The sequence below is a fragment of the Streptomyces uncialis genome, assembly GCF_001905345.1.
Taxonomy (GTDB): Bacteria; Actinomycetota; Actinomycetes; order Streptomycetales; family Streptomycetaceae; genus Streptomyces; species Streptomyces uncialis.
The window spans coordinates 559,999-578,270 of the sequence record NZ_LFBV01000010.1 but is presented as its reverse complement, the minus strand read 5'-3'; the positions used below and the strand labels follow the sequence as shown (position 1 = coordinate 578,270).

At 72.3% G+C, this 18,272-nt stretch carries 12 protein-coding genes and 1 pseudogene; 7 read left to right on the top strand and 6 right to left on the bottom strand.

Annotated features, from left to right (window positions below):
- The first annotated feature begins 173 nt into the window (after positions 1-173).
- From AB852_RS32670 to AB852_RS32650, 5 genes are all read left to right on the top strand, one after another.
- A complete protein-coding gene (locus AB852_RS32670) occupies positions 174-1,094 on the top strand; it encodes a serine hydrolase (RefSeq protein WP_073793796.1) in 921 nt (306 codons plus the stop codon).
- A gap of 744 nt (positions 1,095-1,838) precedes the next feature.
- A complete protein-coding gene (locus AB852_RS32665; protein ID WP_073794377.1) occupies positions 1,839-5,837 on the top strand; it encodes an ABC transporter ATP-binding protein in 3,999 nt (1,332 codons plus the stop codon).
- A 140-nt stretch (positions 5,838-5,977) separates the two neighbouring features.
- A complete protein-coding gene (locus AB852_RS32660) occupies positions 5,978-6,406 on the top strand; it encodes a hypothetical protein (protein ID WP_245876999.1) in 429 nt (142 codons plus the stop codon).
- Positions 6,407-6,417: 11 nt separating this feature from the next.
- Positions 6,418-6,642, top strand: coding sequence for a hypothetical protein (locus tag AB852_RS41115; RefSeq protein ID WP_245876998.1), 225 nt, complete (start codon positions 6,418-6,420; stop codon positions 6,640-6,642).
- Positions 6,643-6,794: 152 nt separating this feature from the next.
- Entirely contained in the window at positions 6,795-8,225 is a 1,431-nt protein-coding gene (locus AB852_RS32650; RefSeq protein WP_073793794.1) for a S28 family serine protease, read from the top strand.
- A 120-nt stretch (positions 8,226-8,345) separates the two neighbouring features.
- Here AB852_RS32650 and AB852_RS32645 read toward each other — a convergent pair whose 3' ends face one another.
- Both AB852_RS32645 and AB852_RS32640 read right to left on the bottom strand, forming a co-directional pair.
- Positions 8,346-8,894, bottom strand: a complete 549-nt coding sequence (locus AB852_RS32645) for a hypothetical protein (protein ID WP_245877026.1) — start codon at positions 8,892-8,894, stop codon at positions 8,346-8,348.
- Between the two features lie 571 nt (positions 8,895-9,465).
- The gene (locus tag AB852_RS32640) at positions 9,466-11,331 is read right to left on the bottom strand and encodes a glycoside hydrolase family 3 protein (protein ID WP_073794372.1); all 1,866 of its coding nucleotides are present in this window, start codon (positions 11,329-11,331) and stop codon (positions 9,466-9,468) included.
- Positions 11,332-11,958: 627 nt separating this feature from the next.
- Here AB852_RS32640 and AB852_RS32635 point away from each other — a divergent pair.
- The gene (locus AB852_RS32635; RefSeq protein ID WP_073793792.1) at positions 11,959-12,537 is read left to right on the top strand and encodes a DUF4240 domain-containing protein; all 579 of its coding nucleotides are present in this window, start codon (positions 11,959-11,961) and stop codon (positions 12,535-12,537) included.
- Between the two features lie 265 nt (positions 12,538-12,802).
- On the opposite strand, the gene AB852_RS32630 is transcribed toward AB852_RS32635, so the two are convergent.
- Positions 12,803-13,717, bottom strand: coding sequence for a LysR family transcriptional regulator (locus tag AB852_RS32630; RefSeq protein ID WP_073793791.1), 915 nt, complete (start codon positions 13,715-13,717; stop codon positions 12,803-12,805).
- A gap of 144 nt (positions 13,718-13,861) precedes the next feature.
- Between AB852_RS32630 and AB852_RS32625 the strand changes: the two are divergent.
- Positions 13,862-14,702 (top strand): annotated as a pseudogene (locus tag AB852_RS32625) (EamA family transporter); the annotation flags it as partial.
- Between the two features lie 219 nt (positions 14,703-14,921).
- Here AB852_RS32625 and AB852_RS32620 read toward each other — a convergent pair.
- From AB852_RS32620 to AB852_RS32605, 3 genes are all read right to left on the bottom strand, one after another.
- Positions 14,922-15,734 carry a sugar phosphate isomerase/epimerase family protein gene (locus AB852_RS32620; RefSeq protein WP_073793790.1) on the bottom strand — a complete coding sequence of 271 codons (813 nt, stop codon included), beginning with the start codon at positions 15,732-15,734 and terminating at the stop codon, positions 14,922-14,924.
- A 114-nt stretch (positions 15,735-15,848) separates the two neighbouring features.
- Positions 15,849-16,775 (bottom strand): bifunctional helix-turn-helix transcriptional regulator/GNAT family N-acetyltransferase, encoded by a 927-nt coding sequence (locus AB852_RS32615; protein WP_073793789.1) that lies wholly within the window; start codon positions 16,773-16,775, stop codon positions 15,849-15,851.
- Between the two features lie 380 nt (positions 16,776-17,155).
- Positions 17,156-18,220: a LacI family DNA-binding transcriptional regulator gene (locus AB852_RS32605; RefSeq protein ID WP_073793787.1), complete on the bottom strand. Its 1,065-nt coding sequence runs from the start codon at positions 18,218-18,220 to the stop codon at positions 17,156-17,158.
- Between the last annotated feature and the right edge of the window lie 52 nt (positions 18,221-18,272).

Below are 18,272 nucleotides of genomic sequence, written 5' to 3'. Positions count from 1 at the left end.
GCGCGGGAACCGGAGACGGCAACAACAACCCCACTCGACCCCGTAGAAAACATTTCCATGAGGTGCACAACCATCCCGTCGGGTCCCGGGTCCAACCCCGCACAAGTCCTCGTACCAGCACGGGAGATGCGTGGTTTCGGGGAACAACGGGGAATCTGTGGGGGGAATTTCATATGTGGGGTAGCGGAGTTCGGCGTGCCGTCGTGGGGGTCGCCGTCGGGGCGCTGGTGCCGGTCGTGGGGCTGAGCGGCGCGGGGACGGCTTCCGCCGCCGCCACGCCTCAGGTGGTCTGCACGTCCGCCAAGGCGGGGCTCGCCGCCAAGCTGAAGAAGGACATCGGGGCCGCGCTCAAGAACCGCAAGGGCACCGTCGCGATCGGACTGCACGACCGGAAGACGAAGACGACGTGCGAGCTGCGCGGCGGCACCTCGTACGACTCGGCGAGCATAGTGAAGGTCACCGTCCTCGCCGCGCTGCTGTGGGACTACAAGAAGACCGACCGCCGGCTCACCAGCCGTGAGACCAAGCTCGCCAAGGCGATGATCACCCAGTCCGACAACGCCGCCACCACCACCTTCTGGCGGCAGCTCGGACCCACCAAGGTCAAGAAGTTCCTCGCGGCGGCCAAGATGACCAAGACCGTGCCGGGCTCCGGTGGTTACTGGGGGCTCACCCGGGTCAACATCAAGGACGAACAGCGGCTGCTGGCCCTGATCACCGCGAAGAACTCGGTGCTCAGCGACAACTCACGCGCGTACATCCTCAAGCTGATGAACGAGGTCGTGCCCTCGCAGCGCTGGGGCGCCCCGGCCGGTGCGCCCTCGTCCACCAGGATCCATGTCAAGAACGGCTGGCTGCCCCGTGCCACGCTCGGATGGCGGGTGCACAGCCTCGGCGCGTTCCAGGGCGGCGGCCGTGACTACTACCTGACGGTGCTGACCCATGGGAACAGCAACATGAACTACGGCGTCGCCACCATCCAGGCCGTCGCGAAGGCCGTGCACAAGGACCTCGCGCCCAGCACCCGCGCCAGCCAGCGGTACCAGCCCACCAGCACCCCTCGCGGGGTGATACCCGCCGTCCCGGAGGGGTGACCCCAGAACGTCCGGGCACCTGAGCGCCTGAGCACCTTGATACCCGGACCATCCGGCTGCCTGGGTCTCCCTGGACAGCCGGGCCATCCGGACCTCCCGGACAGCTGGACTTCCCTCGACAGCCGGATCACCCGGACGGCCGTACCGCCCGGGCGTACGCGCACCCCGTGCACCCGTACGCCCGGGCATCCGTACGTCCGGGCACGGATCGCCCCCGCCCAGGGGCACCAGCACCCCCGCCACGTACGCCCCAGCACCCGTATGCCTCAGTACCTGTACGCCCCGGCACCTGTACACCCGGGCACGATCGCCCTCGGGCACCGGACCCCCGAGCGCCGGACCGCACCCGCCCCCCCCGCACCCCCCGTACGCCCACCCGCCCCGCCCGCGTACGACCCGTGACCGTGCGGGCGCCCTGTGTGCCCGTACGTGCTCCCGTGCCTCCGTCGGCCCCTTCGGCGATTGTTGCGGAGGGATGAAATCCGGATCATCCGGTGTTCACATCATCCGGCGGACCGGTGCGACAGTGCGGCGGTCGGAAGCGGGAGGAACCGGGTGTCGGTGGACAAGGGCGGGTCCGGAAAAGGCGCGGAGCCGGGGCGCGACGGGGCGGATCCCGCTTCGGGCACAGCCCCGAACACAGCCCCGGACACCGCCCCCAGCACCGCTGCGGACGCCACCCCGGACACCGCCCCCAGCACCGCTGCGGACGCCACCCCGGACACCGCCCCGGGCAGCGCCCCCGTGCCCCCGCCCGCCTCCTGGGCGCGGCGGCTCACCGCCTATGCCTGGCGGCACCCCAAGGACGTCGTCCTCGCGCTCGGCGCGTCCCTCGCCGGGATGGCCGTCATGGCGGTCGTCCCGCTGATCACCAAGGTGATCATCGACGACGTCGTCACCGACCGCACCCGCTCCATGGCCGTCTGGGCCGGAGTCCTGCTCGGCGCCGCCGTCGCCGTGTACATCCTCACCTTCATCCGCCGCTACTACGGCGGACGGCTCGCCCTCGACGTCCAGCACGACCTCCGTACCGATATGTACGGCACGATCACCCGGCTCGACGGACGGCGGCAGGACGAGCTCTCGACCGGCCAGGTCATCGGCCGGGCCACCAGTGACCTCCAGCTCATCCAAGGGCTGCTGTTCATGCTGCCGATGACCATCGGGAACATCCTGCTGTTCCTGATGTCGCTCGGCATCATGGCCTGGCTGTCGCCGCCGCTCACCCTCATCGCGCTCGCCGTCGGCCCCGCCCTGTGGTTCATCGCCAAACGCAGCCGCACCAAGCTCCACCCCGCCACCTGGTACGCCCAGGCCCAGGCCGCCGCCGTCGCCGGGGTCGTGGAAGGGGCCGTCACCGGGGTCCGGGTCGTGAAGGGGTTCGGCCAGGAGGAGCAGGAGACCGGCAAGCTGCGCGAGGTCGGGCGCAAGCTCTTCGCGGGACGGCTGCGGACCATCCGCCTCAACTCGGTATACACCCCCGCGCTCCAGGCCGTCCCCGCGCTCGGCCAGGTCGCGATGCTCGCCGCCGGCGGCTGGCTCGCCGTCCAGGGGCACATCACCCTCGGTACGTTCGTCGCGTTCTCCGCCTATCTCGCGCAGCTCGTCGGACCGGTCCGGATGCTCGCCGTCGTCCTCACCGTCGGCCAGCAGGCCCGCGCCGGAGCCGAACGCGTCCTCGAACTCGTCGACACCGAACCCACCCTCACCGACGGCACCCGCGAACTGCCCGCCGACGCCCCCGCCACCGTCGAGTTCGACGCCGTCGGCTTCGGCTACCACGACAACCGTCCCGTGCTCGACGGCCTCAGCTTCGAGATCCGCGCCGGGGAGACCCTCGCCGTCGTCGGCGCCTCCGGGTCCGGCAAGTCGACCGTCTCCCTGCTGCTGCCGCGTTTCTACGACGTGGACCGGGGTGCCGTCCTCATCGGCGGCCACGACGTCCGTGAGCTCACCCTCGCCTCGCTGCGCTCCGCCATCGGCCTCGTCCCCGAGGACAGCTTCCTCTTCTCCGACACCGTCCGCGCCAACATCGCCTACGGACGCCCGGGCGCCACCGACGACGAGATCGAGGCCGCCGCCCGCGCCGCCCACGCCCACGGCTTCATCTCGGCACTCCCCGACGGATACACCACCAAGGTCGGCGAACAGGGCCTCACCCTCTCCGGCGGCCAGCGCCAGCGACTCGCCCTCGCCCGCGCGCTGCTCACCGACCCGCGCCTCCTCGTCCTCGACGACGCGACCTCCGCCGTCGACGCCCGCGTCGAGCACGAGATCCACGAGGCGCTGCGCGAGGTGATGGCGGGACGCACCACCCTGCTCATCGCCCACCGCCGCTCCACCCTCAACCTCGCCGACCGGATCGCCGTCCTCGACCACGGCCGTCTCGCCGACCTCGGCACCCACGACGAACTCACCGAACGCTCCGCCCTGTACCGGCGGCTGCTCACCGACCCCGACGAGCTCGGCGCGGTCTCGCCGGGCCACCCCGCCGCCACCACCGGCCCCGACGACGACCCGGCCGCCACCACCCTGCGCGCCGAACTCGACGCGGAGTACGACGCCGAACGCGGTATCACCCCCCGGCTGTGGAGCGGTGACCGCGCGCCGAAGGACGCCGCCGATCTCGCCGGGACCCCCGCCACCCCCGAACTCCTCGCCCAGGTCGACGCACTGCCCCCGGCCACCGACCGCCCCGCTGTCGACGAGGGCCGCGCGGTGCTGCCCGAGGACTCCTACGGACTGCGCAGGCTGCTGCGCGGTTTCCGGGCGCCGCTCGCGATCGCCCTCGGCCTGGTCGCCGTCGACGCGGGCATGGGTCTGCTGCTGCCCGTCCTGATCCGGCACGGCATCGACTCGGGTGTCGGCCAGGCCGCCGTGGGCGCGGTGTGGGTGGCGTCGCTGTTCGCGCTGTTCGCCGTCCTCGCGCAGTGGGCCGCGCAGATCGCCGAGACGCGGATGACCGGGCGCACCGGTGAACGCATCCTCTACTCGCTGCGGCTGAAGATCTTCGCGCAGCTCCAGCGGCTCGGCCTCGACTACTACGAGCGCGAGCTGACCGGGCGGATCATGACCCGGATGACCACCGACGTGGACGCGCTGTCGACGTTCCTCCAGACCGGACTGGTCACCGCGTTCGTCTCCGTCGTCACCTTCTTCGGCATCATGGTCGCGCTGATCGTCCTCGATGTGCAGCTCGCCCTGGTCGTCTTCGCGACCCTGCCCCTGCTGATCATCGGTACGTACTTCTTCCGCAAGGCGAGCGTGAAGGCGTACGAACTCGCCCGTGAACGCGTCTCCGTCGTCAACTCCGACCTCCAGGAGACCGTCGCCGGACTGCGGATCGTCCAGGCGTTCCAGCGCGAGGGCGCCGGGCGGGAGCGGTACGCGCGGCGCAGCGCCGACTACCGGGCCGCCCGTATCCGGGGCCAGTGGCTGATCTCGGTGTACTTCCCGTTCGTGCAGTTCCTGTCGTCCGGCGCGGCGGTGTCCGTGCTGATCGTGGGCGCGGGGCGGGTGGAGGCGACGACCCTCACGGTCGGCGCGCTGGTCGCGTACCTCCTCTACATCGAGCTGTTCTTCGCGCCCGTCCAGCAGCTCTCGCAGGTGTTCGACGGCTATCAGCAGGCGTCCGTGTCGCTCGGCCGCATCCAGGAACTGCTGCGCGAGCCGACGTCGACCAGCAGCGTCCGTGAACCCCTGGAGGTCATGTCCCTGCGCGGGGAGATCGCCTTCGAGGGCGTGCGGTTCGCGTACGCGGGCGACGGCGATCGGCCGTCCCTCGCGGAGGAGAACGGTGGGCCGGACGGGCGGAGCGGCCCTTCGGTGATCCCGACCGCCGCGAACACGGATCTGCGGGGGGCCGGGGGCCGGGGGGCCGGGGGCGCGGTGACCCTGGACAAGGGGGCCGGTTCCGAGTCCGGGTCCGGCGCCGCGTCGGGTTCCGCGTCCGGGTCCGCGTCGAGTTCCGGCTCCGGCTCCGGTGCCGCGTTCGGCCCCGGCTCCGGGGAGGCCGCGCTGGAGGACGTCGAGCTGCGGATACCCGCCGGTCAGACCGTCGCGTTCGTCGGTGAGACCGGTGCCGGGAAGTCCACCCTGGTCAAACTCGTCGCCCGCTTCTACGACCCCACCGCCGGACGCGTCACCGTGGACGGCACCGATCTGCGCTCCCTCGACCTCACCTCGTACCGGCACCGCCTCGGGGTCGTCCCCCAGGAGGCGTACCTCTTCGCCGGGACCGTCCGCGACGCCATCGCCTACGGGCGGCCGGACGCCACCGACGCCGAGGTCGAGGCCGCCGCGCGGGCCGTCGGCGCCCACGAGATGATCGCGACCCTGGACGGCGGCTATCTGCACGAGGTCTCCGAACGCGGGCGCAACCTCTCCGCCGGACAGCGCCAGCTCATGGCCCTCGCCCGCGCCGAACTCGTCGACCCGGACATCCTGCTGCTCGACGAGGCCACCGCCGCCCTCGACCTCGCCACGGAGGCCCAGGTCAACCACGCCACCGACCGCCTCGCCGGACGCCGTACCACCCTTGTCGTCGCCCACCGGCTCACCACCGCCGCCCGCGCCGACCGGGTCGTGGTGATGGACAACGGCCGGGTCGCCGAGGACGGCACCCACGCCGAACTCCTCGCCCTCGACGGACGGTACGCCCGGCTGTGGCGCACCTTCGTCGGCGCGGACCCCGACGGCGACAGCGAGGACGCGACGGCGGATGTCAACGCGGCGCGCCCGTAGGTGATATGACGGTACGTCAGCCATGGCTCGGGCGCGCCCCCGGGTGAGCGCGCGTGCCGCTCGGGCACAACCGTCGGGGCCCCTCGCACGTCACTACACCAAGACCTGGACGCGTGACGCCGGTGCGAGGGGAGACGACCATGGACGACGGTGCGGATGGGGGCGGTGGCCGCAGAGGCGGCATCAGCGCCCGGCTGACCCGGTACGGGGCCTTCCTCGGTACGGCTCTCGCCATCGCCTCCCTGCTCGCCCTCGCGGGCCCGGCCGTCACCGCCGAGGCCGCTTCCTACTGCTCCGGCCGGGTGGTCCGGACCGTGCCGTTCAGCGGGGGAGAGGTCGTCGTCCACAAGAAGGCCGGGTACGTGTGCGCCGCCACGGTCGCCCGGCGCTCCGGCCCGCGCCGGGCCATGTCGGTGGGCGTCCAGGCCCGCGGCAACCGCGAGGTCCTCGACCGCGGCCGGTACCGCAGTCACGCCGGACCCGTCGTCGTCCACGCGGGGAACCGCTGCGTCCGGGTGTCGGGCAGCGTCGGCGGCCGCTCGGTGCGCAGCGGCTGGATCATGTGCTGAGCGTGCGGCGGGTGGATCGTGTGCTGGCCGTGCGGCGGGTGGAACATGCGCTGCGCGTGCGTCGGCTGGATCGTGTGCTGGGCGCGCGGCGGGTGGGTCACGTGCTGGCTGCGCAGCGGCTGGATCGCGTGCTGGGCATACGACAGGTGGGTCGCGTGCCGGCTGTGCGGCGGTCGGAACGTGTGCTGACCTCGTGGCCGCCGGATCATGCGGCCGACCGCGCCGGGGAGCCGTAAGGGTCATGTCCGGGGTCGACACATGGCGGTATGGGCCGAGTTGGCATCCCCTCGCATCACAGCAGTGCACAGTCGTACTCAAGAGGTACTAGTGCGCCCCGAGATGCTCCGCTAGGTTCGCGCAGGCATCTCAGACCCAGGGGAGACAACGCATGAGCAAGGCGCTCAGATGGTTGCTGTCGCTCGTGGTGCTCATAGGCACCGTGAGCACGGCAGGGGCGGCCACCGCCGCGACCAGCACGGAACCGTCCGACATCAAGGACCGGCTCCTGAGCATTCCCGGTATGACCCTCGTACAGGAGAAGCCGGTCACCGGCTACCGGTACTTCGTCCTGACCTACACCCAGCCGGTCGACCACAAACGCCCCTCCAGGGGGACGTTCGAGCAGCGCGTCACCGTGCTGCACAAGGACACCAGCCGCCCCACCGTCTTCGCGACGAGCGGCTACAACGTGTCCGTCAACCCCGGGCGCAGCGAACCCACCCGGATCGTCGACGGCAACCAGGTCTCCATGGAGTACCGCTTCTTCACCCCGTCGCGCCCCGCGCCCGCCGACTGGTCCAAGCTGAACATCTGGCAGGCCGCCAGCGACCAGCACCGGATCTTCAAGGCGCTCAAGCCGATCTACAACGAGAACTGGCTCGCCACCGGCGGCTCCAAGGGCGGTATGACCGCGACGTACTACGAGCGGTTCTACCCGCGCGACATGGACGGCGTCGTGGCCTACGTGGCCCCCAACGACGTCGACAACCGCGAGGACTCGCGCTACGACCGGTTCCTCGCGGGCGTCGGCACCAAGGAGTGCCGTACCGCGCTCGGCGCCGTCCAGCGTGAGGCGCTCGTCCGCCGTGAGGCCCTGACGGCGCTGTACGCGGCCCGCGCCGAGGCCGAGGGCGGCACCTTCACCACCACCGGCACCCTGGACAAGGCCTTCGAGGCCGTCGTCCTCGACCTGGTGTGGGGCTTCTGGCAGTACCAGCTCGCGGCCGACTGCGCGACGGTGCCCGCCGCGGCCACCGCCACCGACCAGGAGCTCTTCGACTACATCGACTCCATCGTCGGCTGGTCCGCCTACACCGACCAGGGCCTCACGCCCTACACCCCGTACTACTACCAGGCGGGCACCGAGCTCGGCGGCCCGACGGTCCGTCAGCCCTGGCTCGGCGGGCTGTCCCGCTACGGCTACCAGCCGCCGCGCAACTTCGTCCCCCGGTCGATCCCCATGAGCTTCGACCGTGACGCGATGCGCGACATCGACCACTGGGTCCAGCGCAACGCCACCCGGATGCTCTACGTCTACGGGGAGAACGACCCCTGGACCGCTGAGGCGTTCCGGCTCGGCAGGCACGCCAAGGACTCGTACATCTACACCGCGCCCGGCGCCAACCACGGGGCCAATGTCGCGGGACTCGTCGAGGACGAGCGCGCGAAGGCCACCGAGCGCATCCTGAGCTGGGCCGGTCTGGCCCCGCAGGCCGCGGCCGCCGCGGCGGCCCCGGACAGCAAGGTCGTACCGCTCGCGCCGTACGACAGGAAGCTCGACCGCTCCGGCACGCTCCAGCAGCCGACCCTGCGGCCGTAGCGACCCCGGCCGGCCGATCCGGGGCAACCCGCCCGGGTCGGCCGGTCCGCGCTACCGCCTCCGTCCGGACGCGTCGCCTCCGTTCGGACGCTCCGTACCCGATGGTTCGTTCAGGCGCGTTCAGACGCGGACCGCGCAGCCGACCGGGCGGGCGCCGCCCAGCGACACGTACAGCACCGTCGACGGCGGGCACGCCGCACGCTCCGCCACCGCCGCCCCGACCCGGTAGCGCGGTGCCCGGTCCGCCGATCCGTCGCACGCCGTCTCCCGGACCTTCCGCACGGCGGTGTCGTACAGGCAGTCGCCCACGATCGTGCGCGGACCCCCGCCCCCGCCGGGGTCGCCCTGGTGCGGAGGCTCCAGGTTCCGCATACAGGCGTACCCCTCGGGCACCTGCCCGTCACCGTCCTCGTCCGCCGCCGGACGGCTCTCGCTGAGGTGCAGCACGAAGTCCGAACGCCCGGGGCACACCGGTCCCGACCGCCCCGCCGGACGCCACTGCCGCCGCACCACCTTCGCCGCCGCCCGTTCGCTTCCGCACGACACCTCGTCGAACGAACGGCCCACCCGCGAACTGCACTCGCCCTCGGCTAGGAACACCGGGCCTGGCGCGAGGGTCGCCGTGGCGGGGGCGGGTACGACGACCGGTTCACCGGGATACGACGACATGCCCTGACAGCCGGTCAGCACCCAGGTCAGCACCCAGGTCAGCAAGCAGGTCAGTACGCAGGTCAGCGCCCGCACCGGTAGGACCCGCCCCGGCAGCGCCCACACCGGCGGGTTCCGCCCCGGCAGGACCCGCCCCGGTGGCAACGCGCCCGACGGCAACGGGCCGCCCGCCCACGACGGATACCGCCGCCTGCCCGCGCGGTCGAGCCCGTACCCGTACCCGCACCCGTGCCCGTACCGCTTTTCGGGCTCCATACCGGTCCGCCCCCCTGGCATCCCTCGCGCGGCACCCGTCCCCGGGTATCCCCGCCTCAGCCGCTCCAGCCTGACCCTCAGGAACGGGTGCGTGACAGGCGCACAGGGGGCTTTGCGCGGGCTGACGGTGGTGTGCTCCGGAGGACGGACGGGTGGAGGGGCGGACGGATGGAGGGGCGGACGGATGGAGGGGCGGATGAGCGGACGGGGGGAGGAGCGGATGGGTGAAGGGGTGGGAGGGGTGCCGGGGTGGGAGGGGTGCCAGGGAGCCGGGGTGCCGGGGTGGGAGGGGTGCCAGGGAGCCGGAGTGTCGGGGTCAGGGGTATGACAACCCGTGGCCCAACGGGAGGAGCACCCGGGACGGGTCGTCCGCGCGGGGCACCGGTACCGGGAGCCGCCCCGTCGGGCGCTCATGCCCCGTCAGCACCCGCACCGCCGCCCGCAGCTCCACATCCGTCCACGCGTACGCCGCGACCACCGCGTCCGCCCACGGCAGCCACGCCACGTCGTACGGATTGCGCAGCGCCACCACGACCACCGGTACCCCCGTCGCGGCCAGCGCCTCCACCAACGCGCGCTGCGTGCTGCCCGCCGTCACGTTGTACGTGCCGACCACCACCACGTCCTTGCCGCGCGCCGCCGACACCGCCGCCGCGATCCGCTCCGGGGACGGCGCCGTCCCGGTCGGCACGGCGGTCGCCGAGTACCCCAGCTCAGTGAACGCCCCGGCCAGCACGGTGGTGGGCGGGCCCGTCGTCCCCGACGGCGACGCCGGGTCCGCGCCGACGACGAGCACCTCACGGTGGGTCCGCCGGGACAGCGGCAGCAACCGCTCCCCGTCGACCAGCAAGGTCGTCGTCCGTCCGGCGATCCGGTCGGCGGCGGCCCGGTGCGCCCGCGTCCCGACCGTACGGGTCACTCCCCGCGCCGACACATACGGCCGACGCAGCAACCCGCGCCGCTCCTTCAGCCGCAGCACCCGCAGCACCGACTCGTCCAGCCGCGCCTCCGTCAGCTCGCCGCCGCGCACCGCCGCCAGCACCGCGTCGAAGGCGACCTTCAGACTCGGCGGGTTCAGCAACTGGTCCACCCCCGCCCTCAGCGCCAGCACCGGCACCCGGTCGTCCCCGTACTTGTCCCGCACCCCCTGCATCCCCAGCGCGTCCGTGACGATCACCCCCTCGAAGCCCAGCTCCTCACGGAGGATGCCGGTCATGATCGGGTGCGACAGCGTCGCCGGGTCACCGGACGGGTCCAGCGCCGGGAACAGGATGTGCGCCGTCATGACCGAGTCGACCCCCGCCCTGATCGCCGCCCGGAACGGCGGCGCGTCCAGCCGCTCCCACTCCTCCCGCGTGTGGTCGATCTCCGGCAGCCCGGTATGACTGTCGACCCGGGTGTCCCCGTGCCCGGGGAAGTGCTTCGCGGTGGCCGAGATCCCGGCGCTGCGCTGGTACCCCTTCACCTCGGCGGCCACCAGCCGCGCCACCTGGTCGGGGTCCGACCCGAACGACCGCACCCCGATCACCGGGTTCGCCGGATCGACGTTCACATCGGCGACGGGGGAGTAGTTCTGCCGGATGCCCAGCGCGGCCAGCTCGGCCCCCGCGATCCGCCCCAGCTCCCGGGCGTCCGTGACCGATCCGCCCGCCCCGATCGCCATCGCCCCCGGGAACAGCGTCGCCGGATACCCCACCCGGCACACGATCCCGTGTTCCTGATCGGTCGCGATCAGCACCGGTACGGGGTTGTCCTTCGCGAGCGCGGCCCGCTGGATGCCGTTCGACAGTGCCGCGATCTGCTGCGGGTCGCGTGTGTTGTGTGCCCACGCGAAGTAGACGATCCCGCCGACGTGGTAGCGCGCGACCAGCTCCGCCGCCGTCCGCACCCCGATCTCCCGCAGATTCGCGTCGATGTCCTCCTGCGCGGGCGCCGTCGCCGAATGCCCGTACACCCGCATCACGAAGAGCTGCCCGACCTTCTCCTCCAGCGACATCCGGGCCAGCAACCGCCCGGGCAACCCCTCCGCCCCGTTCACCCGGCTGCGACTCCCCGACGCGTCCGCGCTGCCCGCGGGGGTGGTGGCCACTCTGCGTACGGGGTGCGCGGCCTGGGCCCGCCCCGCCCCACCGACGAGCCCCGAGGCCAGCCCGGCAGCGGTCACGGCGGTCACCGCGAGCACGGTACGGCGATGGGGGGCGGGGTCGGTGGGGTCGGCGGAAGCGGTGGGAGTGGTGGGAGTGGTGGTGGACGGGGCGGGGTCGACGGACTCGGTGGGGGTGGCTGTGGACGGGCCGGGGGCGTCGGCGGTGGACCGGGGCGGGCCACCGGGGGAGGCGGGGGCTACGGGCCACGGCGCAGACCCCGGGCCGGACAAGCCCTCGCCGTACGGGCCCTCGCCGTACAGGTCCTCGACGTGCAAGTCCTCGACGTGCAAGTCCTCGGCGTACGGGCCCGGGACGGACAGGCCCGGGACAGACGGTTCCGGGACGGACAGGTCCGGGACGGATGATTCCGGAGCGGGAACGGGGGAGTGGGGGGCGGTCACGCGAGCTCCTTCCGAGACCGCGCCGGACACGGGACCCGGGCCACCGGTAGGGCGGCGGGCCACCATCAGCGCAACCTCCGGCCATTGAAGGAAACGTTCCTAGGCTTTACGGATATCCAGACAGTAACTTCCGGTCAAGCCCCCGAGCGGGAGGCAACACGTGTCGCGAACGCCCCGTGCCACCGCGCTCCGGGCCCCCGGGTGACCGGTACGGCCGCTCCCCGCCTGCATAGGATCACCCGCATGAGCACAGCCGCAGGCATGGACCTGGACACCTGGTGGGGGATCCTCGCCACCGCGCGTACAACAGTGGGCGACCGCGCCGACGACCGCGATCCGGCGGACGACCCGCTCCCCGACGCCCTGACCGACCTCCTCGCCGCGCTCAAGCCGACGGAGATCGTCGAGTTCGGCCTGCGGCACGGCGAGGTCCGCGCCTCGGCCTACCACCACCCCCTGTGGTACGCCGCGTACATCGTCGAGGGAGGCTGCGGCGACGACGGGTTCATGGACTTCCGCGACGGCCTCATCCTGCTCGGCCGCGACACCTTCACCCGCGCCGTCGAGGACCCCGACACCCTCGCCGACCTGCCCGTCGTGCTGCGGATGAGCCGCGACAACAAGGGCTGGATCGGCTACGAGTCCCTCAGCGGCCTGATCCGGGACGCCTACCAGCGCGCCACCGGCGAAGCCGACTCGTACGACGCGGCGCTCGAAGCCGCCGCCGACCGCATACCCCACCCCCGCACCCCGACCGGCCCGACCTGGGACCCCGAGGACGACGAAGCCAACCGCCACCACCTCCCCCGCCTCACAGCCCTCTTCACCCCGAACTCCTGACCCGGGCGTGAGCCGACCGGTCGGACCGGGCCCGCGACCCACCAGCCGGCCGGGGACCGCGACAGGCCGACCGGGTCCAAGGCAGGTCCAAGCCGGGCCAAGGCCGGGCCGGAGCCAGGGCCAAGGCCGGGCCGGAGCCAGGGCCAAGGCCGGGCCGAAGCAGGGCCAAGGCCGGGCCGAAGCAGGGCCAAGGCAGGTCCGGAGCAGGTCCGGAGTAGGTCCGGAGCAGGGCCAAGGTAGGGCCGAGGTCGGCGGGCCGGGGCGCTCACGCCGAGCCGCGTGCCGCCCGCGGCCAGTGCTCCTGCAACGTCCGCACCATCTCGGCGATGGCCGGACGCCGAGCCGCCCCGGTGCGCCACAGCGCGTACAGATGCCGTACGGGAATCGGGTCCAGCGGTATCGCCACCACCCCGTCGGGCAACGCGCCCCTGCCCAGCCTGGGTATCAGGGCGATACCCAGCCCCGCCTCTACAAGGGCGACCAATGTCGGGTTCTCGTCCGCCAGATGCGTGATCTCCGGCTCGATCCCCGCAGCCCGCAAGGTCCCCATCAGCCAGTCGTGGCACACCCGTCCCGGTGGCTGGCAGACCCATTTCTCACCCCCGAACTCCTCCCTCCGCACCGAACCACGCTCCGACAGCCGGTGGCCCCTCGGCACCAGCAGGTCGCAGGTGTCGTCCCCGATCCGGGCCTGCTCGACCCCGGGTGGCGCGGGCAGCGGCGCGATGTCCCAGTCATGGGCCACCGCCATGTCGAGCGCCCCCTTCGCCACCAGGTCCACCGACTCGTGCGGGTCGACCTCCGTCAGCCGTGTGTCCAGCGTCGGATGCCGCACCGCGAGATCCGCCAGCACCCCGGGCATCAGCCCACGCGCCGCCGAGGCGAACGCCGCGATCGTCAGCCGTCCGGTCGGCTCCCCTCTGCGCTCCTCCAGCTCCGTCTCGGCCTGCTCGACTATCGACAACAGCTCCTTCGCCGCCGCCACCAGCACCTGCGCCTCATCGGTGAGCCGTATCCCACGGCCCTGCCGCTCCAGCAGCACCGTCCGGGTCTCCCGTTCCAACTTGGCGATCTGCTGTGACACCGCCGACGGTGTGTACCCGAGAGACACCGCCGCCGCCCCGACCGTGCCGTGCACCGATACCGCGTACAGAGCGCGCAATCGCTGAAGATCAAGCACCTGGACTCCTTGTCTCGCACCCGCCCATGTCTCCGGCCGGCCCGCCCCCGACTCGACCTGCCCAGCTGGATTTAGCAGTTCTTCATCCAACCATGCAGTAATCATCGCTAGTGCTTCACAGTCGCCGCCGGTGATGCTCGATCCATGCGACCCGCGCACATCAGTCTCGCCGTTCTCTGCGCCGCCATATGGGGCGTCAACTTCGTCGTCATCGACATCGGCCTCTCCCACTTCCCCCCGTTGCTGTTCGCCGCGCTCCGCTTCCTCGTCGCCGCGGTGCCCGCGATCTTCCTCGTGGGCAGACCTTCGGTCGCCTGGAAGTGGATCATCGCCGTCGGGCTGGTCCTGGGCGTCGGGAAGTTCGGACTGGTCTTCCTCGGCATGGATCAGGGCATGCCCGCCGGACTCGCCTCACTGGTCCTCCAGGTCCAGGCCGTGTTCACGGCGATCTTCGCCGCTGTCGTGCTGCGTGAGCGTCCCGGGCCGCTGCGGACCGTCGGTATGGGTATCGCCCTCCTCGGTGTCATCGTCGCCGCGATCGACGAAGGCACCTCCGGCCCCCTGTTCGGCTTCGCCCTGGTCGTGGCCGCCGCCGCCGGCTGGGGTGTCTCGAACGTCCTCACCCGCAAGGCCGCGCCACCCGACGCCTTCAACTTCATCGTCTGGGTCAGCGCCGTCCCCGTGCTTCCGCTCCTCCTCCTCTCCCTGCTCTTCGAGGGCCCGTCCACCGGCCTCGCCGCCATGCGTTCCCTCGACTGGACCGCTGTGGGCGCCATCGTCTTCGTCGCCTGGATCTCCACCAACCTCGGTTTCGGCGCCTGGGGCTGGCTGCTGCGTCACCACCCCGCCTCGACCGTGGCCCCGTTCACCCTCCTCGTCCCCGTCTTCGGCATGACCTCCGCCGCGCTGTTCCTCGACGAGTCGATCAGCACCCTGCGCTGGTGCGCCGCCGCCCTGCTGGTCGTGGGAGTCGCCGCCACCTCGTTCGCCCCGAGCCGCACCCCCACCACCCCGACCCCGGTGGCCGCCGGCTCACCCCCGCCCAGCTCACCCCCGCCGGGCTCACCCCTGCCCGGCCCGCTCCCGCCCGGCTCACTCCGAACCGACCCGCTCCCGGCCGACCCGCCCTCACCCGGGGTTGCCGTAGCCACGGTCGGGACCGTCGCCCTCGCCCCCTCCCCGGCTGCGGCCTCGGACGAAGGGGTCACCCAGCCGCGTCCAGCGACTCCTCCGACAACTCCTCCAGATACGTCCGCCCCTCGCCCAACAGCCCCGGCAGCGGAGCCGCTTCCTCGTACCACCTCTTCTCGTACTCCCAGCACAGCCAGCCGTCCCAGCCCGCCCGACTGAGCGTGTCCAGACACCCGGCCAGCGGCAGCACCCCCGCGCCGAGCGCGAGCGGAGTGGTGTCGGCGGCCGAGGCCACGTCCTTCACCTGGACATAGCCCAGGTGCGGGGCGAGCGCCGCGTGCGTCACCGTGGGCGCCTCCCCGGCCAGCCAGGTGTGCAGCACGTCCCACAGCACACCCACCTCCGGCCGCCCCACCCGCGCCACGACCCGCGCCGCAGCCACGCCCGCGCGATGCGAGTCGTGGGTCTCCAGGAGGATGCGTACACCCAGCGTGGCGGCCTGCTCCGCTGCTGCGGCGAGCCGTCGGGCCGCCGTCGCGTCCGCCTCCTCGCCCCGCTGCTCGGGACCCGCTCCGGGGAAGACCCGTACGAAGGGCGCTCCCAGCTCCCCGGCCAGCTCCAGCAAGCGCCGCAGCTCGTCCAGTACCGGCCCGTCGGTACCGGGCGCCGCCACCTGTGCGTATCCCGCCAGGCCGACGATCTCCACACCTCCGTCCGCGAACTCCCGCACGACCTCGGCCCGCCGACGCTTGGTCATGTCGAGGTGCACCGGCTCCTCGGGATGGGCGCGCAACTCGACCCCGTGGTAGCCGTTGGCGGTCGCCAGCGCGATGACCTGAGGGAGTGGGAGGCCCGGCACACCGAGCGTGGAGAAGGCCAGTTTCATGCCCGCGACCCTATCCACCGCGACCCCACCCACCGGCTGCCCACCGACTGCCCGCCGACGTCGGCCAGCACCCACCAGCACCCGAATCCCCCGGGCGGCGCACCCACCCCCGCCTCACCGCTCCGGTCTCGCGTCGTGCAACGCGAGCCGCCAGTCCTGGCCTATGAGGTCCGCGCCGAAGGAGTGGTGAGGCTTCTCCGCGACCAGGGTGAAACCGTGGCGCTGGTAGATCGAGCGCGCGGCCTTCAGGACATCGTTCGTCCACAGGACCAGGTCGCGATAGCCGGTCTCCCGGGCGAAGTCGGCACAGGCACCCACCAGGCGATCCCCGATTCCCAGCCCGCGCGCGTCCGGCTCGACCAACAGCAGCCGAAGGCGCGCAGTCGCCGGTGCCGCGTCCCGTACACACATCACGCTGCCCACGCGGCGGCCCGCCAACTCGGCCACCCACACCCGCTCAGCGTCCGGATCGTGGTCACCCGCGAAGTCGGCGATGATCCGCGCGACCAGGCTCTCGTACTCCGTGTTCCAGCCGTACTCCGCCGCGTAGATCTCCGCGTTGCGCTGGATGATCCAGCCGAGGTCCCCAGGGGCAGGTGGACGCAGCACCACGTCCTCCCGGCCGGGCCGCTCGGCTCCGGGGGTGAGTACACCCTGGATGACACGCATGGCTTCCGTCAGCCTCGGTCGGTCTCCGGCCGGAACCGACGCGAGGAGGGAACCGACCATCTCCCGTGAGCGTTCGTCGAGCAGATCGGCGGCGTCCCGCCCGCGTGCGGTGAGGGTGACGCGCCTGCGCCGGGAATCCCGCTCCGAGGGGGATCGGTCGACCAGTCCGTCCTTCTCGAACTTGCCCAGCAGACGGCTCAGATACCCGGCGTCCAAGGACAGCTCCGTGCGTAGATCGGCGGCGTCCGTACGCGGCGAGTGCGCCAGCTCGTACAGCACTCGCGACTCGGTGAGGGTGTACGGGGCGTGCAGGTGCCGGCTGTAGTCGAGGGCGCCGATCAGGTTGGTGTAGAAGCGGTTGAACGCCCGCATTTCATGAACGGGTGAGCCGGGTGAGCCGGATGTGCCGGATGCGCTGGACGAAGCTGATGAAGCTGGCGGAGCAGGCGAAGCGGACCTGGCGGCCGAGGCGGACAAGTCGGCCACGGCGGACCGGGAAGCCGGGCCGGGGGTAGGGGCCGGGGCGAGGGTGGGGGATGAAGCGGGCGGCTGGGAGGTCGTCGGGGTCGGCTGGGCTGATTCGCTCGGCATTTCCTGCTCCGATCAATTCATTGACTGAGTCAAGTATCCCTCCCTCTCCGGCACCGGCAAGCCCTGTGGACAAAGGCCTGTGGACAACTCGCGAACAACGCGGCGCCCCCTCACCCGTCGGGGTGAGAGGGCGCCACGATCCACCGATTCCGCACGTCACCTCACCGGGACGCCGCGCCGTCCCGCCGGGGTGCGCCGGTCGATCCCCGGACCATCAACTCGCCCCGCACCTTGGCGATCCCGCCCGGCGGCGGCTCCTCCCGGCCCATCGCGATCCGTCCGGCCCGCGCGCCCGCTTCGAAGAGAGGTAGCCGTACGGTCGTCAGCGCGGGCATCGCGTCCACGCTGAACGGCAGGTCGTCGAAGCCCGCCACCGACACGTCCTGCGGGATACGCAGCCCTTGGTCGCGCAGCGCGGCGCAGGCGCCCAGTGCCACGGTGTCGTTGGCCGCGAGCACCGCCGTCAGCCCCGGATCGCGCCGCAGCAGTTCGATCGTCGCGTCGTACCCGGCCTGCCGGTCGTACGAGCCGTGCACGACGAGCTCGTCGGGTCCCTCCCCCTCGCCGAGGCCCAGCCCCGCCCGGTGGCCCGCCAGCCGCTCCCTGGTGGTGGTCCGGGAAGGGGGTCCCGCGATGTACCCGATCCGGCGGTGGCCGAGGGACGCCAGATGCTCCGTCAGCCGTTGTCCGCCACCGTGGTTGTCGAACGCCAGGGCCACCGCGCCGGTTCCCGGGACGGGGGGCCGTCCGCACAGGACCACCCGGGTGCCCGCGTCCGTGAGGCGTCGGAGCTTGGCGGTCATGGCGGCGTTGTGCTCGGCGCTGTCGACGGCGCCGCCGGTGAGGACCACGGCGGCGGCCCGCTGCCGCTGGAGCAGGGTCAGATAGGTGAGTTCGCGCTCGGGCGACCCTCCGGTGTTGCAGACGACGGCGAGCCGCTCGCCCCCGGCCCGGCCGCCGGGCCCGACGATCTCCGACTGCACGGCCCCGGCCATGATCCCGAAGAACGGGTCGGCGATGTCGTTGACGAGGATGCCGACGAGGTCGGACGTGGCGGCGGCGAGGGAGCTCGCCGGGCCGTTGAGGACGTAGTCCAGCTCCTCCACCGCCCGCAGCACCCGCGCGCGGGTGCTCGCGGCGACGGGATAGTTGCCGTTCAGCACCCGCGAGACGGTGGCGGGGGAGACCTTCGCCCGGGCCGCCACGTCAGCCAGTGTCACCGTCATCCAGTTGCCCTCCGGTCCATCAGGAGCCATGCCCGGCCTGGTCGGGGCAACT